Below are 15,125 nucleotides of genomic sequence, written 5' to 3'. Positions count from 1 at the left end.
GCAAGGGATCGCGGCCTTTCTTTTTTTTCCGCACAGGAGATTTCCGCGTGCAAACGCCGATTCCCGTTACCGTGCTGACCGGCTTCCTTGGCGCCGGCAAGACCACATTGCTCAAGCACATGCTCAAGGCCGAGCATGGCCTGAGGCTCGCCGTGATCGAGAACGAATTCAGCGAGGCCGGCATCGACAGCCAGCTGCTGGGCGATGAACCGGTGCAGGTCATGACCCTGGCCAACGGCTGCGTGTGCTGCAGCATCCATGGCGACCTGACCCGGGCCCTGTACCTGCTGCTCGAACGGCTGGATGCCGGTGAAATCGCCTTCGATCGCCTGGTCATCGAATGCACCGGCCTTGCCGACCCGGCACCGGTGGCGCAGACCTTCTTCATTGATGAAGAGCTGCGCGAGCGCTATATCCTCGACGGCATCATCACCCTGGTCGACACTGCCCACGCCGAGCTGCACCTGACCCAGGCCATCGCCCAGGCCCAGGTCGGCTTCGCTGACCGTCTGCTGCTGAGCAAGACCGACCTGGTCGAGCCGCAGGTGGTCGAAGCCCTGCGCGAGCGCCTGGCGCGCATCAATGGCCGGGCGGCGATCCGTGTGGTCGAGCACGGTCGCATCGACCTGGCCGAGCTACTCGATGTGCGCGGCTTCAACCTCAACCCGGATCTGGGCATCAGCCCAAAGCCCACCTTGCGCCCGGTGCTCAAGCCGGCCACGCCTGACCGTATCTCGACGCTGGTGCTGCGCACTGAAACGCCGTTGGACATCGATCGGCTCAGCGACTTCATGAACGAGCTGCTGGAAGAGCACGGCAAGCAATTGCTGCGCTACAAGGGGGTACTGAACATTGCCGGCGAGGACCGCCGTCTGGTGTTCCAAGGGGTGCTGAAGCTGTACGGGTTCGACTGGGACGCCGAGTGGAAGGAAGGCGAGACGCGCGAAAGCGTGATGGTGTTCATCGCCGATGAGTTGCCGGAAGAGAATATTCGGGCAGGGTTTGAGGCGTTGTATCACGCATGAGTGGGACGTAGCTGACTGGTTGATGCCGCCGAATGGCGGCATTTTTTTGCCTCGTTCAATTCATTGGGCCATACGCTATGGCCCCCTTGAAAGAGGTACCTTTTTTGGTACACTTGGTCGAGTCACATCCACAGCTTCGGGTGTTTTTCTTTCGCAGTGACCTCGGTAATGAGCCAGTGCGGGAGTGGTTGAAAGCGTTGCCGCGCAACCAGCACAGGTTGATCGGAAACAAGATCAAGTCTGTTCAATTCGGTTGGCCGCTTGGCATGCCTCTGGTTCGGAAGATGGAAAGCGGACTCTGGGAGATCCGTATCGACCTGGGGGATAGCGTGGGACGGGTGATGTTCACGATCACCGATGGGGTGATGGTCTTGCTCCATGGATTCATCAAGAAAAGTCAAAAGACGCCCTCGATCGACCTCGCATTGGCCAGGCAGCGCAGGGCAAGCTTGCGGAGGCAAACGATATGAACCCGCACATCGGTTCGGATTTCGATGATTTTCTTGCCGAAGAAGGCATTCTGGAGGAGGTCACGGCCACAGCGCTCAAACGGGTGATTGCCTGGCAGCTGACTGAGGCGATGAAGCAGCAGAAGGTCAGCAAGAAGGCGCTTGCCGAGCGCATGCACACCAGCCGTACGGCGGTCGATCGAGCGCTTGATCAGACGGATGCCGGCATGACGCTGGCAACGCTGGCCAGTGCGGCGAGGGCGTTGGGGCAGCGCGTGGAAATACGTCTCGTGCCGGATGTCGCAATAACTCGCTGAGAAGAAGCACAAAAAAGCCCGGCACATGGCCGGGCTTTTTCACATCAGGCGTGTGCCAATCAGTTGCCGTACACCGGCAGCTTCTTGCAGATGGCCTTGACCTTCTCACGCACGGCGTCGATCACCGCTTCGTTGTTCAGGTCGGCCAGGATGTCGCAGATCCAGCCGGCCAGTTCGCGGCACTCGGCTTCCTTGAAGCCACGGGTGGTGACGGCCGGGGTGCCGAAACGCAGGCCCGAGGTGACGAACGGCGAACGTGGGTCGTTCGGGACCGAGTTCTTGTTGACGGTGATGAAGGCCTTGCCCAGGGCGGCGTCGGCGTCCTTACCGGAGATTTCCTGCTTGATCAGCGACAGCAGGAACAGGTGGTTCTGGGTGCCGCCGGAAACGACGTCGAAACCACGCTCGATGAACACTTCGGCCATGGCCTGGGCGTTCTTCACCACTTGCTGCTGGTAGGCCTTGAACTCAGGCTGCAGCGCTTCCTTGAAGCAGATCGCCTTGGCGGCGATGACGTGCTCCAGCGGGCCGCCCTGGGCGCCCGGGAAGACCGCGGAGTTCAGCTTCTTCTCGATGTCGGCGTTGGCACGGGCCAGGATCAGGCCGCCACGCGGACCGCGCAGGGTCTTGTGGGTGGTGGTGGTGACCACGTCGGCGAACGGAACCGGGTTCGGGTACACGCCAGCGGCGACCAGGCCTGCCACGTGGGCCATGTCGACGAACAGGTAGGCACCGACCTTGTCGGCGATTTCGCGGAAGCGTGGGAAGTCCAGGACCTGCGAGTAGGCGGAGAAGCCGGCAACGATCATCTTCGGCTTGTGCTCCAGGGCCAGTGCTTCGACTTCGTCGTAGTTGATCAGGCCGTTGGCGTCGATGCCGTACTGGATGGCGTTGTACAGCTTGCCCGAGGAGGAAACGCTGGCGCCGTGGGTCAGGTGACCGCCGTGGGCCAGGCTCATGCCCAGGATGGTATCACCGGCCGACAGCAGGGCCAGGTAGACAGCGGCGTTGGCCTGGGAACCGGCGTGCGGCTGGACGTTGGCGTAGTCGGCGCCGAACAGTTCCTTGGCGCGGTCGATGGCCAGTTGCTCGACGACGTCGACGTACTCGCAACCACCGTAGTAACGCTTGCCTGGGTAGCCTTCGGCGTACTTGTTGGTCAGAACCGAACCCTGGGCCTCCATGACCGCCGGGCTGGTGTAGTTTTCCGAAGCGATCAGCTCGATATGCTCTTCCTGGCGCAGGGCTTCTTGCTGCATGGCTTCGAAGAGCTCGGCGTCGTACTTGGCAATGGTCAAATCACGGCTGAACATGGCGGTCCTCAAGGATCGGGCAGAATTGGGGGTGCATTCTAACCGATTGATTCGCCGCTGGCATATGAAGTGGCATCAAGTCGCGGACCAATGGCCCTCATGTTGCAACCCGCGCCGTTTCTGGGCTGGAGTTGACTTTTGGGTCCGGTTTTTCGACGCTGCGCCGTGCCCTTGTAGGAGCGGCCTTGTGCCGCGAAAGGGCTGCGTAGCAGCCCCAGGATTTCAGCGTTGATGCAAGGTTAGCGGGGACCGCCTTGCGGTCCTTTCGCGGCACAAGGCCGCTCCTACAGGGGCCGTGTGGTTTTGCGATTACTGGAACATGAACAACGTCTCGTTGCTGAACTGCGCCTCGAACTGGTTGGCCGGCATCGGCCGGCCGAACAGGTAGCCCTGCACCTCGTCGCAGCCGTGCTCGCGCAGGAACTCCAGCTGCTCGTGGGTTTCCACGCCCTCGGCGATCACCGCCAGGTTGAGGCTGTGGGCCATGGCGATGATTGCCCGGGCGATCTGCGCGTCCTGCTCGCCCTCGGGCAGGCCGTCGACGAAGGTGCGGTCGATCTTGAGCACGTCGATGGGGAACTGCTTGAGGTAGTTGAGCGACGAGTAGCCGGTGCCGAAGTCATCGACCGCGATGCTCAGGCCGAGGTTCTTCAGGCTGTCGAGGATCTGCATGGCCTCGTTGACCTCGCGCATCAGGATGCTTTCGGTCAGCTCCAGTTCCAGGCAGGCCGGGGGCAATCCGGTTTCCTCGAGGATGGTGGCGATGCGCGTGCCCAGCTGGCCGTCGGAGAACTGCCGGGCGGAAATGTTCACCGACACCTTCGGTACCCGCACCTTCTCCTTGTGCCAGGCCTTGAGCTGGCGGCACGCCTCGCGCAGCACCCAGTCGCCGACGTCGACCACCAGGCCCAGCTCTTCGATCACCGGGATGAAGTCGCCCGGCGGCACCAGGCCGCGGGTCGGGTGGCGCCAGCGCAGCAGTGCCTCGGCGCCGGTCAGGCGCTTGCCGTCGCCGCTGAACTGCGGCTGGTAGTAGAGGATGAACTCGTTCTGCTCCAGAGCATGGCGCAGGTCGCTTTCCAGTTCCAGGCGCTCAAGGGCGCTGGCGTTCATGTCCGTCTGGTAGAACTGGAAGTTGTTCTTGCCGCGTTCCTTGGCGTGGTACATCGCCGTGTCGGCGTTCTTCATCAGCTGGCTGAGCTCGCTGCCGTCCTGCGGGCTCAGGGCGATGCCGATACTGGCGGTGACGAAGAACTCGCGGTTTTCCAGGACGAACGGCGTGACCAGCCCCTCGAGGATGTTCTCGGCGACATGGATGGCCCGGTTGAGCGCCTGCTCGCGGCTGGCCTTGGGCTGCAGCAGCAGGGTGAACTCGTCGCCGCCCATGCGCGCCACGGTGTCGTCGTCGTCGACGCAGGCCAGCAGGCGCTCGGCCATGTCCTTGAGCATGCGGTCGCCCGCGGCATGGCCGAGGGAGTCGTTGATCGGCTTGAATCGGTCGAGGTCGAGGAACATCAGCACCACCCAGGCCTTCTGCCGTTCGGCCTGTTGCAGGGCGGTGTACAGGCGGTCCTGGAACAGCGTGCGGTTGGGCAGGTGGGTCAGGGCATCGTAGTAGGCCAGGCGATGGATGCGCTGTTCGCTGGCCTTGCGCTCGCTGATATCGGTGAAGAAGCACACGTAGCTGGCCAGGTCGCCCTCGTCGTCGAGCACTGCGGTGATGCCCACCCACGCCGGGTAGTGCTCACCGTTGCGGCGCTTGAGCCAGACCTCGCCTTCCCAGGTGCCGCGCTGGCTCAGTTGCTTGAGCACGTAGCCCAGCTGGGCGCTCTGCTGCTGTTCGACGGTGAGCATGCCGGGCAGCTGGTCGAGTACCTCGGCCACGGCATAGCCGCTGACCCGGCTGAAGGCCTCGTTGGCCTGGACGATATAGCCGGCCGGGTCGGTGATGAGGATCGCCGAGGTGGAGTGTTCGAACACTGTCGCGGCCATGCGCAGGTCTTTCTCGGCCCGGCGCTGCTGGCTGATATCGCGGCCCACGCCAAGCACGCCCTCGAAACGCTCGTGTTCGTCCCACACCAGCACCAGGCGCAATTCGATGGGGATCTTGCGGCCATCGGCGCGCAGGCAGTCGAACAGGAACAGCTGGGTGGGCAGGGTGCTGCGCAACTGGGCCAGTTGCTCACTGTCGCCCAGCACCTTGCTGACCCGCTCCAGCAGGTTGTAGACGCCGCTGAGCTGGGCGGGGTTGGCGACGATCGACTGCCAGCCGTTGGCGAAGATCCAGTCGGCCTGGTAGCCCAGCACCGCTTGCACCGAGGGGCTGACGTAGTTCAGCTGCAGCTGGCTGTCGGTGGAGAAGATCACGTCGCTGATGCTCTCGGCGAGCATGCGGTAGCGCTGCTCGCTGTCGCGCAGGGACTCGCTGGCCTCGATCTGCACGGTGACGTCCTTGCCCACGCCGATGATGCGGGTGACCAGGCCCTCGCTGTCGCGGGTCAGCACCTGTTCGCGGATGTCGTAGCAGCGCCAGCCGCCATCGCGGTGGCGGAAACGCAATTGGCAGTGCAGCGACTGGCCGTAGCTGGTATCGCGCTGCTGCTGGCGAAGGGCGCGGTAGTGCTCGGCGTCGCCGGGGTGCAGGAGCATCTCCCAGAAACGGTCGCCCATCTGTGCCAGCTCCACGCGGTCGTAGCCCAGGGTCTGGCCGAGGTGGCGGTTGCTGAAGATCATCCGCTGGCTGTTGACGTCCTGCACGTAGAGCTGGTCGGGCACGGTGCGCACCACATCCGACCAGAAGCCTTCGCGCTCCAGCAGCGACAGCTCCACCTGCTTGCGGCTGGTGATGTCGCTGATGCTCAGGATCACCGCCTGGTAGTCGCGACGCTGCTGGGGCAGGCGGGCCATCAGCCACAGGTGCAGCTCGCCGCCCAGCGGGGCGGGCAGGCGCACTTCCAGCTCAAGCTGCTGGCGCTCTTCGATCAGCGCGTCGAGCAACTGCATGCCGACACTGTCGCGGCTGTCGCCGCTGCCTTCGATCAGGCGCTGCCAGGCGCCTTCGTGGCAGTCGACGTTGAGCAACTGGCGCGCCACCTGGTTGATCTCGGTGATTTTCAGTTCCGCCAGCAGTGTGCGTCGCAGCCTGGTGTCCAGCGCCAGGCTCTGCTTGAGCGCGGCGCGGTTGCGCAGGTGATAGCGGTCGAGCTGGCCGGGCAGGCTGGAGAGGTCGAGCACGCACAGGGCCACGCCGGTGCCCTCGAAGATTTCCTGGTAGCGTCGGCGATCTTCCTGCAGGGCGCGCTGGCGCCGGCGCATGTTGATCAGCGCCAGCACCGGCAGCAGGGCGCAGAACAGCACCAGCACGCACTTGCCGATCAGCGCCGGCAGCAGTTTGTCGCGGGCAAGGCCGGCGTCGAACAGGCCGCGCAGTTGCCAGGTGCTGTTGTCGATGAACGCAAGCATCACGCTCTGCAGCGGTTCATCGCTGGTCTGGCGGTGGCCGTGGTGCTCGATGACCTCGCCGCTGCGGCTGTTTTCCAGCAGCCACAGGGGGTGGGTGGGGCCGTCCAGATGACGGGTCAGCTCTGAGTAGTAGTCCGGGCTCAGGCGCAGCAGCCAGTAGCCGCGGTCCTGTTCGGTCGGCTGGCGCAGCAGCAGGTACACCTGTTTATTGTCGGGGCCGTTGCCATAGAAGAAGGCGCGGCCCTGATTCAGTTGCAGGAGGTCGTCAATCAGCTGACGGTCCGGGGTACCGTCGAGGCTGTCGCTGCGCACCTGCCCGGCGGCGTCCAGCCAGGCCAGGTCGCGCAGGGCCGGCAGGCGCGCCTGCAAGGTAGTGAGCAGGCTCGGCAGGGCGGCGGGCGCCGGTGGTTTGACGTAAGGCTGGACCAGGTTCAGCGATTGCTGGGCCTTGAGCGCCATGTTCAGGCTCAGGTGGTCGGCCAGTTCTGCGCTGGTCGCCAGGCTGTGCTGGCGCAGGTCGGCCTGGGTATGGCGAAATTGGGCGAACAGTTGCCACAACAGCAAACCCAGCAAAACCAGGGCGAGCAGGGCCAGCGCCCCCTTGAGCGAGCCACGCAGGTGTGTACCGGCCGAGGCGTCGGCAGGCCGCAGGGATGACGGTTGCGTGAGATTGGTCAAGCGTTGGGTCCTGCGATTGGGCTGGCGATGGCAGGGGTTGGGTTCTCGCAGCATGCACGGCGCGTGCCGTGGTCACTGAGCACTATAAGACGCAGGCGAGAAGCCGACTAGCATGCCTTCAAATATGGCAAAGTGCCAGTCTGTGTGTCCGCGGTCTGGTCAGCAGCCGGTCATGTCGGTTCGGCAAGCCCCTGCAACCTGTGCGAGAATGCCGCCCGCTTCATAGTCAACGCAACGGAGATGTACGGTTTTGGTTACCCACTATTCCTCCAACGGCCTCGATTCCGCCTGTGGGCGTAGCAGTCAGACCCTGGTCAGCACGGCCGTGGCCGAGGACGTATCCTGCAAGACCTGCCAGCGTTCGCTGGCCAAGCCGGACACGGCTGCCGTCAGTGCCAACAAGACGCCGTCGCTGGCCGAACTGCGCAAACAGGCCAAGCCTGCGGTCGAGCCCGTCGCCCCGGCGCCTGCCAAGCCTGTTGCCGCGCCCGCCAAGGTCGCGAGCAAGCCGGCCGCAAAGGCTGCTGAAAAACCTGCCCGCAGCGGTGGCTTCAGCGTCAAGGCCGCCTGGGCCGCGCGTCTGTCCGAACAGTCGGACCGTTGCCGTCTGCCGCGTGGCAAGGTAAGGCAAGCTCACGTCTGAGCCTGCTCACCCTATCGCGGGTCAAGCCCGCTCCCACGAAACAATGCCGTGGCGTGGGAGCGGGCTTGACCCGCGATAGCCGCCGAGCGGCCCCGCCATCTACCCCATCTGTGCAACGCCGCGACTTGGCGTAGAATGGCCCACTTTGTTCAACGACACCCCGTAACTACATCCCCCTGGCCCATGCCGGGGCGCGTGTCTTTACCTATCTGATAGAGGGCTTGGTTTTGGCTCAATACGTCTACACCATGCATCGGCTGAGCAAGGTCGTGCCGCCGAAGCGGGAAATTCTCAAGAACATTTCCCTGTCGTTCTTCCCGGGCGCCAAGATCGGCGTGCTGGGCCTGAACGGCGCGGGTAAATCGACCCTGCTGCGGATCATGGCAGGCGTCGACAAGGAATTCGACGGCGAAGCCCGTCCGATGCCCGACATCAACGTCGGCTACCTGCCCCAGGAGCCGCAACTGGACCCGACCAAGACCGTGCGTGAAGTGGTCGAGGAAGCGGTCAGCGTGATCAAGGACGCCCAGGCTCGCCTGGACGAGGTCTACGCCGCCTACGCCGACCCGGATGCCGACTTCGACAAGCTGGCCGCCGAGCAGGCCAAGCTCGAGGCCATCCTGCAGGCCGCCGACGGCCACAACCTGGAGCGTCAGCTGGACGTCGCCGCCGACGCCCTGCGCCTGCCGGCCTGGGACGCCAGGATCGAGCACCTGTCCGGTGGCGAGAAGCGCCGCGTGGCCCTGTGCCGCCTGCTGCTGTCGGCTCCCGACATGCTGCTGCTGGACGAACCGACCAACCACCTGGACGCCGACTCGGTGGCCTGGCTTGAGCGTTTCCTCCACGACTTCCCCGGCACCGTGGTGGCGATCACCCACGACCGTTACTTCCTCGACAACGTCGCCGGCTGGATCCTCGAACTGGACCGCGGCGCTGGCATCCCGTACGAAGGCAACTACTCGGGCTGGCTGGAGGCCAAGTCGGATCGTCTGGCCCAGGAATCCAAGCAGCAGAGCGCCCACGAGAAGGCCATGAAAGAGGAACTGGAGTGGGTGCGCAAAGGCGCGAAAGCCCGCCAGTCCAAGTCCAAGGCCCGTCTGCAGCGCTTCGAAGAGATGCAGTCGCAGGAATTCCAGAAGCGCAGCGAGACCAACGAGATCTACATCCCGGCCGGTCCGCGCCTGGGCGACAAGGTCATCGAGTTCAAGAACGTCACCAAGGGCTACGGCGATCGCGTGCTGATCGACAACCTGTCGTTCGCCATGCCCAAGGGCGCCATCGTTGGCGTGATCGGCGGCAACGGTGCCGGTAAGTCGACCCTGTTCCGCATGCTGATGGGCAAGGAGCAACCGGACTCGGGTAGCATCGAGATCGGCGAAACCGTGCAGCTGGCCTGCGTCGACCAGAGCCGCGAGGACCTGGACGGCAGCAAGACCGTGTTCCAGCAGATCTCCGACGGTTCCGACCAGATTCGCATCGGCAGCTACGAGATCCCGTCGCGCACCTACGTCGGCCGCTTCAACTTCAAGGGCGGCGACCAGCAGAAGTTCGTCAAGGACCTCTCCGGTGGTGAGCGTGGCCGCCTGCACCTGGCCCTGACCCTGAAGGAGGGCGGCAACGTCCTGCTGCTCGACGAACCGTCCAACGACCTCGACGTCGAAACCCTGCGTTCCCTGGAAGAAGCCCTGCTGGACTTCCCGGGCGCCGCCATCGTGATTTCCCACGACCGTTGGTTCCTGGACCGTGTGGCCACTCACATCCTGGCGTACGAGGACGACTCGAGCGTGGTGTTCTTCGAGGGCAACTACACCGAGTACGAAGCCGACCGCAAGAAGCGCCTGGGCGACGCCGCTGCCCAGCCGCACCGTGTGCGTCACAAGAAACTGGCCCAGTAAGGCGGTTTCGGTTGCACAAGAATGGGGCCCTTCGGGGCCCCATTTTTGTGCCTGGAATATGCTGTTTGTCTTTGTTTGCGTGGGAGCGGGCTTGCCTCGCGATGGCTCGCGCTCAGGCAATCGCGGGGCAAGCCCGCTCCCACGATTCAGTCATTGATTCTGTATACACTTATAGAAATTGCACCAAATAATTTCATAAAAACGACATTTCGCCCTGTTCCAGTGCGATTGGTTCTTGGTACATTCGGGAAAAAACCAAAAACAATCCCTCTTGGTGAGATGTCTACCATGATCGAATCTGTCGACGATTTCCTGGCCCGGTTGCAGCAGCGTGACCCGGCCCAGCCCGAGTTCCACCAGGCCGTGGAGGAGGTGCTGCGCAGCCTGTGGCCTTTCCTCGAAGCCAATCCTCACTACCTGCAGGCGGGCATCCTCGAGCGCATGGTCGAGCCCGAGCGCGCCGTGCTGTTTCGTGTGTCGTGGGTCGATGACCAGGGCAAGGTCCAGGTCAACCGCGGCTACCGCATCCAGATGAGCAGCGCCATCGGCCCGTACAAGGGCGGCCTGCGCTTCCACCCGTCGGTGAACCTGGGCGTGCTCAAGTTCCTGGCCTTCGAGCAGGTGTTCAAGAACTCGCTGACCTCGCTGCCCATGGGCGGCGGCAAGGGCGGTTCGGACTTCGATCCGAAGGGCAAGAGCGACGCCGAAGTGATGCGCTTCTGCCAGGCATTCATGAGCGAGCTGTACCGTCACATCGGCGCCGACCTCGACGTGCCGGCTGGTGACATCGGTGTCGGCGCCCGCGAGATCGGCTTCCTGTTCGGCCAGTACAAGCGCCTGGCCAACCAGTTCACCTCGGTGCTGACCGGCAAGGGCATGACCTACGGCGGCAGCCTGATCCGTCCGGAGGCCACCGGCTACGGCTGCGTGTATTTCGCCGAAGAGATGCTCAAGCGCCAGGACAAGCGCATCGACGGTCGCCGCGTGGCGATCTCAGGCTCCGGCAACGTCGCCCAGTACGCCGCGCGCAAGGTCATGGACCTGGGCGGCAAGGTCATCTCGCTGTCCGACTCCGAAGGCACCCTGTTCTGTGAAGCCGGGCTGAGCGACGCGCAATGGGATGCGCTGATGGAACTGAAGAACGTCAAGCGTGGCCGCCTCAGCGAGCTGGCCGGGCCGTTCGGCCTGGAGTTCCGCAAGGGGCAGACGCCGTGGAGCCTGCCGTGCGACATCGCCCTGCCGTGCGCCACCCAGAACGAGCTGAACGCCGAGGACGCCCGTACCCTGCTGCGCAACGGCTGCATCTGCGTGGCCGAGGGCGCCAACATGCCGACTACCCTGGAGGCTGTGGATATCTTCATCGAGGCCGGCATCCTCTATGCGCCGGGCAAGGCTTCCAACGCCGGTGGCGTGGCCGTGTCGGGCCTTGAGATGTCGCAGAACGCCATGCGCCTGCTGTGGACTGCAGGCGAGGTGGACAGCAAGCTGCACCACATCATGCAGTCGATCCACCATGCGTGCGTGCATTATGGGGAAGAGGCTGATGGCCGCATCAACTATGTGAAAGGCGCCAACATCGCGGGCTTTGTGAAAGTCGCCGATGCCATGCTGGCCCAGGGCGTGGTCTGATCTCGGATCGCAGGGGCCGCTCTGCGGCCCTTTCGCGGCACAAGGCCGCTCCTACAGGTACAGCGCATGGTCCAATCTTTGCGCAATACCTGTAGGAGCGGCCTTGTGCCGCGAAAGGGCTGCAAAGCAGCCCCTCAACCCTCTACCTCGATCCCGGCAATCTCGATCATCTGATCCCCCACCGGCCTTCGCCACAACACCTCATCCCCAGGCCCCGCCCCCAGCAACGCCCGCCCCAGCGGTGAGCCCCAGTTGATCAGCCCATGCTGCGCATCTGCCTGGTCCTCGCCCACCAGTTGCACCTGATGCTCCCGGCCATCCTCATCGACAAAGCGCACCCGGCTGCCAATCTGTACCTTCTGCGTGGACGTGGCAGTAGGGACCACCTGCGCACTTTGTACGCGGGCGTTGAAGTAGCGCAGGTCACGCTCGGTATCGGCCAATCGCTGTCGGTCGGCCCGCTCGCCCTGCGCTTGCAGCTCGCCGCGTAGCGCATTGAGCGCGGCCAGCCGTTGCTGCAACTGGGCAAGACCGCTGGCAGTGACATAGTTGGGCTGGTCGCTGACGCGTCGCTCCACCGGCTGGCTGGCCTGGGCGGCGGCCTGGTCCTCGTTGACGAATGCTCGGCTCATGCAAAGGCCTCCTTGTACTGGAGACCATGGTGGCAGGTTGCGGGTTGCAACGGTTGTCCGTTTGCGACGTCACTTGCGGCGATAGGCGCGGGCGGCGTCCTGGTCCTTTTCCTGCTGCCAGTCGCGGTCGCGCTCGTCCCAGTAGCGTTCGCGGTATTCGCGCAGGTCTTCGTTGGACTGCATGGCGTGGCACTGGCGAAAGCCGTCGTCCCAGCCGCTTTCGTACTGGCGATTGCGCAGGTAGCGCGGGACATCCTTGCGAAAGTCGCCGGCCATCAGCCCGGCGGCCTGGCGACCGCTGCTGCAGCCGTCCTGGAAGCCGTCGGCGTAGGCGGGGGGATAGCCTTGATTGACCATCTGTTCATGGGTGGTCTCGCACCCCGCCAGCAGTAACACGACGCACAATCCCAACCCGTACCGCAACATGGCCACCAGACCCTCGGAGTGATACTGCAAAGTCTAGGAGGGGAATTGTCGGCGCGATGTCAAAACGCTGTCGAAGGATTGCACCTGGACCGCTTTGCGGTCCTTTCGCGGCACGAGGCCGCTCCTACAGTGTAGGAGCGGCCTCGTGCCGCGAAAGGGCTGCGCAGCGGCCCCACGGTTTCAATACTGATACCACTTCAGCTCCAGCATCACCTCGTTCTGCGCCGTGGCCAGATGACTGAACTGCCGCGAAGCGCTCAACCTCAGCCCCAGGTCACGGCTGATTTCCCACTGCTGGTTCAGGCTCACGCTGCGCCGTACCTCGCCATTGGCAAAGTAATCCCCCTTGGCCTCCAGGGTCAGGTTGCCCAGCCCATTGCGCCATAGCAGCCCGCCATTGAACCCGGCCGCCGGCGAGATGAATTCGGCGAAATCATTGTGGTGTTCAACCCGCACTGTACCCAGGGCAAAGCCCAGCAGGTCGTCGCCCAGCTGCCAGGTGCCGCCGGCGCCGCCGTTGACATGGCTGACCAGCACCTCGTCGTCGTGCTTGCCCGGCACCCGCTCCAGGCCCCCGGCGACCTGCCACGACCAGGGCTTGAGCAACTCATTGCGCGGGGTCAGCGAGCGGATGGTGGCCAGGTCCAGGCGCTGCACCTGCCAGTCGTTGCCCTCGTACTGGCGCAGCTTGAGCTGGAGGATCTCGATCTGCGCGCCCAGCGGGAAGCCATACAGGTTGTCGTTGAGGTCGTGATAGGCCATGCGCAGGCCGTACTCGGCATAGGCACGGTCTTCACGGCTGCCGACGCCCAGTTGCCAGGTGCGCGACTGGTGGCCGTCCTCGGGCAGGCCTGGACGCTCGATCGCCAGCGGTGGCGGCGGGTTGCGGTTGATCGCCTTGAGCAGTTCGAAACTGCGCGCGGCCTGGGCCGGGTCGCGTTCCTGGCCGTTGGCCCGGTAGCGTTCCAGGCGGTAGGCGGCATCCTGCACCAGCGCCTGGCGCTCGCGGGGCAGGGCGGTGAAGTCAGGACTCTGCAACTGGGCGGTGTCGGCGCTGATGGCCAAAACCTGCTGTTTCTCCTCATGGTCCAGCGGCTCGGCGCGGGCCAGCAGCTCGCGCTCGCGGGAGGGGCGGTAGCGCACGTCGGAGACCAGCCCCGACTGCTTGACCGCCTTGACCGTGTCGGTGGGAATGGCGGTCAGCGGGAACTGCGAGGTCAGGTCCAGGCTCGGGCGTGCCACCTGCAGCAGTTCCAGCAGGCGGTAGGAGCAGTTCTCGTCGAAGAAGAAGTAGTCGAACTTGATCTGCTTGAGCTCCCACACGTGCTCGACCATGCGTCCGGTCTCCTCGGGCGTCAGGTCCAACTGGTATTCCCACAGGTCGCGGTTTTCCAGGCTGCGGTACTCGGAGAGCTTCTCCTGGTAGGGCATCATCGCGAACAGGCCGGGATAGCCACCCATCAGGCCCTTCCAGGCATAGAGGATGCTGTTGTCGCTGCCTTCGATGTAGGCGCCGAAGTTGATCGCGTAACTCAACAGCGTGGTGTCGTCGCGGCGGGTGTTGGACTGGTCGATGCGCAGCAGCGTGTGGCCGAACATCGACGACGGGCTGTTGAGGTAGGCCGCCGGGAAGATCAGCGTTGCGCTGTGCGGGTCGATGGATTTGTACCAGGTCTTGAATTCCTGGCAGTCCGGGCTCGGCAGGCCGGTGAGGTCCAGCTGCTCGCGCAGCCAGCGGGTGCGTGCGGGGAACACGCACTGGGCATGCTTGTCGCCCAGGCTGGCCGGGGCGTACAGGGCGGCGACCGTGGCCTGCAGCTCTTGGTCCGGGTGATGGGCGCCATCTTCGGCGAGGAAGAAGCGTCGATCGTCCACATAGCTGCGCCAGCCGCCGAGCTTGGCGGTCTCGTAGTGCCCGAGGGCGATCCAGTAGGGCGTGGCCGCCAACTGCTGGACGCGGGCCGGGTCGAGCTGGGGTGCGGCATGAATCGGTGCGCTGACGATCAGCGCCAGGGAAGCGAGGCGTTTGAGCATGTCGGGCAACTACATCCTGATGATGCCGGAAGGTGAAGCGCCAAACCCGCCCCGCAACCGGGGCGGGAGGCGTGGAACTCAAGCCTCGGTGGCGTACTTGGCCAGTTGCGGGTCGCTCTTGAGCACGGCCAGGGTGTTGGAGTGGACAGTCTCGGCAGTCACGTCGGCGCTGCTGAAGATCTGCTGGAAGTGCTCATGGGTGACGGCGGCGAAGCGAGCGCGGTCTTCAGGGGCTACACCGAGGACCACGGCATAGGTGGTCAGGGCTTCGCCCTGGCCCTGGGCCATGTCTTCGGAGAGCTCGTTCATCATGCCGTTCATGGCGAACCAGGATTTGCCGCCATAGGTGAGCGCGGCCTTGGTCGAGCAGCCGTTGGTGCCCGAGGTCATGCCGAAGGTTGCGTTGCCGGAGGTGCCGTTGGTGGTGGAAGCCAGGAAGTGGGCCGGTGTGCCGCGCTGGCCCTCGAACAGCAGGTTGCCCCAGCCGCAGTTCGGGCCGCCCGGCGCTTCGGCCATGGCGTTGATCGAGACAGCGGCGAACAGAGTACCCAGAAGAATCCGTTTCATAGCGTTGTTCTCTTTCTCAAGTGACGTACCAATGGTCAGGGTTCTGGCAACGCGG

Annotated in this window: 11 protein-coding genes and 1 pseudogene; 6 read left to right on the top strand and 6 right to left on the bottom strand. The window is 64.3% G+C overall.

Going from position 1 to position 15,125, the window contains the following annotated elements; genetic code table 11:
* Window positions 1–47: 47 nt before the first annotated feature.
* From yjiA to AC0MAZ_RS25845, 3 genes are all read left to right on the top strand, one after another.
* Window positions 48–1,025, top strand: a complete 978-nt coding sequence (yjiA, locus tag AC0MAZ_RS25855; RefSeq protein ID WP_475859680.1) for a GTPase — start codon at window positions 48–50, stop codon at window positions 1,023–1,025.
* A 77-nt stretch (window positions 1,026–1,102) separates the two neighbouring features.
* Window positions 1,103–1,495, top strand: coding sequence for a type II toxin-antitoxin system RelE/ParE family toxin (locus tag AC0MAZ_RS25850; RefSeq protein ID WP_232855733.1), 393 nt, complete (start codon window positions 1,103–1,105; stop codon window positions 1,493–1,495).
* Window positions 1,492–1,791: a helix-turn-helix domain-containing protein gene (locus AC0MAZ_RS25845; RefSeq protein ID WP_475859679.1), complete on the top strand. Its 300-nt coding sequence runs from the start codon at window positions 1,492–1,494 to the stop codon at window positions 1,789–1,791. The genes AC0MAZ_RS25850 and AC0MAZ_RS25845 overlap by 4 nt, the downstream gene beginning before the upstream one ends.
* A gap of 59 nt (window positions 1,792–1,850) precedes the next feature.
* Here the strand turns inward: AC0MAZ_RS25845 and glyA are convergent, their stop codons facing one another.
* Together glyA and AC0MAZ_RS25835 are read right to left on the bottom strand one after the other, a co-directional pair.
* On the bottom strand, window positions 1,851–3,104 hold the full coding sequence (glyA, locus tag AC0MAZ_RS25840) for a serine hydroxymethyltransferase (RefSeq protein ID WP_028691350.1): 1,254 nt from the start codon (window positions 3,102–3,104) through the stop codon (window positions 1,851–1,853).
* Between the two features lie 309 nt (window positions 3,105–3,413).
* Window positions 3,414–6,398: pseudogene (locus tag AC0MAZ_RS25835) on the bottom strand (sensor domain-containing protein); the annotation flags it as partial.
* A gap of 1,096 nt (window positions 6,399–7,494) precedes the next feature.
* On the opposite strand from AC0MAZ_RS25835, the gene AC0MAZ_RS25830 reads away from it, so the two are divergent.
* The 3 genes from AC0MAZ_RS25830 to gdhA all read left to right on the top strand — a co-directional run bounded on the left by AC0MAZ_RS25830 (window position 7,495) and on the right by gdhA (window position 11,411).
* Window positions 7,495–7,887, top strand: a complete 393-nt coding sequence (locus tag AC0MAZ_RS25830) for a hypothetical protein (RefSeq protein WP_475859677.1) — start codon at window positions 7,495–7,497, stop codon at window positions 7,885–7,887.
* Window positions 7,888–8,114: 227 nt separating this feature from the next.
* Window positions 8,115–9,782 (top strand): energy-dependent translational throttle protein EttA, encoded by a 1,668-nt coding sequence (gene ettA, locus AC0MAZ_RS25825; RefSeq protein ID WP_186734197.1) that lies wholly within the window; start codon window positions 8,115–8,117, stop codon window positions 9,780–9,782.
* A gap of 288 nt (window positions 9,783–10,070) precedes the next feature.
* Complete coding sequence (gdhA, locus tag AC0MAZ_RS25820) at window positions 10,071–11,411, top strand: NADP-specific glutamate dehydrogenase (RefSeq protein ID WP_203650517.1); 1,341 nt, start codon at window positions 10,071–10,073, stop codon at window positions 11,409–11,411.
* A 134-nt stretch (window positions 11,412–11,545) separates the two neighbouring features.
* Here the strand turns inward: gdhA and AC0MAZ_RS25815 are convergent, their stop codons facing one another.
* The 4 genes from AC0MAZ_RS25815 to AC0MAZ_RS25800 all read right to left on the bottom strand — a co-directional run bounded on the left by AC0MAZ_RS25815 (window position 11,546) and on the right by AC0MAZ_RS25800 (window position 15,070).
* The gene (locus AC0MAZ_RS25815) at window positions 11,546–12,043 is read right to left on the bottom strand and encodes a GreA/GreB family elongation factor (protein WP_475859675.1); all 498 of its coding nucleotides are present in this window, start codon (window positions 12,041–12,043) and stop codon (window positions 11,546–11,548) included.
* Between the two features lie 69 nt (window positions 12,044–12,112).
* Entirely contained in the window at window positions 12,113–12,469 is a 357-nt protein-coding gene (locus AC0MAZ_RS25810) for a hypothetical protein (RefSeq protein ID WP_475861501.1), read from the bottom strand.
* A 180-nt stretch (window positions 12,470–12,649) separates the two neighbouring features.
* Window positions 12,650–14,503 (bottom strand): Lnb N-terminal periplasmic domain-containing protein, encoded by a 1,854-nt coding sequence (locus AC0MAZ_RS25805; RefSeq protein ID WP_475859673.1) that lies wholly within the window; start codon window positions 14,501–14,503, stop codon window positions 12,650–12,652.
* Window positions 14,504–14,581: 78 nt separating this feature from the next.
* The gene (locus AC0MAZ_RS25800; RefSeq protein WP_028691183.1) at window positions 14,582–15,070 is read right to left on the bottom strand and encodes a DUF3015 domain-containing protein; all 489 of its coding nucleotides are present in this window, start codon (window positions 15,068–15,070) and stop codon (window positions 14,582–14,584) included.
* Between the last annotated feature and the right edge of the window lie 55 nt (window positions 15,071–15,125).

The organism is Pseudomonas sp. A, from assembly GCF_056270345.1.
Note: the sequence above shows the minus strand (reverse complement) of the source record. Positions and strands in the feature narration are given on the sequence as shown.

Bases quoted from the DNA above. Each gene is read 5' to 3' on its own strand.
- AC0MAZ_RS25850 (WP_232855733.1), top strand. From the start codon at position 1,103: ATGGCCCCCTTGAAAGAGGTACCTTTTTTGGTACACTTGGTCGAGTCA.
- glyA (WP_028691350.1), bottom strand. From the start codon at position 3,104: ATGTTCAGCCGTGATTTGACCATTGCCAAGTACGACGCCGAGCTCTTC.
- AC0MAZ_RS25845 (WP_475859679.1), top strand. From the start codon at position 1,492: ATGAACCCGCACATCGGTTCGGATTTCGATGATTTTCTTGCCGAAGAA.
- AC0MAZ_RS25800 (WP_028691183.1), bottom strand. From the start codon at position 15,070: ATGAAACGGATTCTTCTGGGTACTCTGTTCGCCGCTGTCTCGATCAAC.
- AC0MAZ_RS25815 (WP_475859675.1), bottom strand. From the start codon at position 12,043: ATGAGCCGAGCATTCGTCAACGAGGACCAGGCCGCCGCCCAGGCCAGC.
- gdhA (WP_203650517.1), top strand. From the start codon at position 10,071: ATGATCGAATCTGTCGACGATTTCCTGGCCCGGTTGCAGCAGCGTGAC.
- AC0MAZ_RS25810 (WP_475861501.1), bottom strand. From the start codon at position 12,469: ATGTTGCGGTACGGGTTGGGATTGTGCGTCGTGTTACTGCTGGCGGGG.
- AC0MAZ_RS25805 (WP_475859673.1), bottom strand. From the start codon at position 14,503: ATGCTCAAACGCCTCGCTTCCCTGGCGCTGATCGTCAGCGCACCGATT.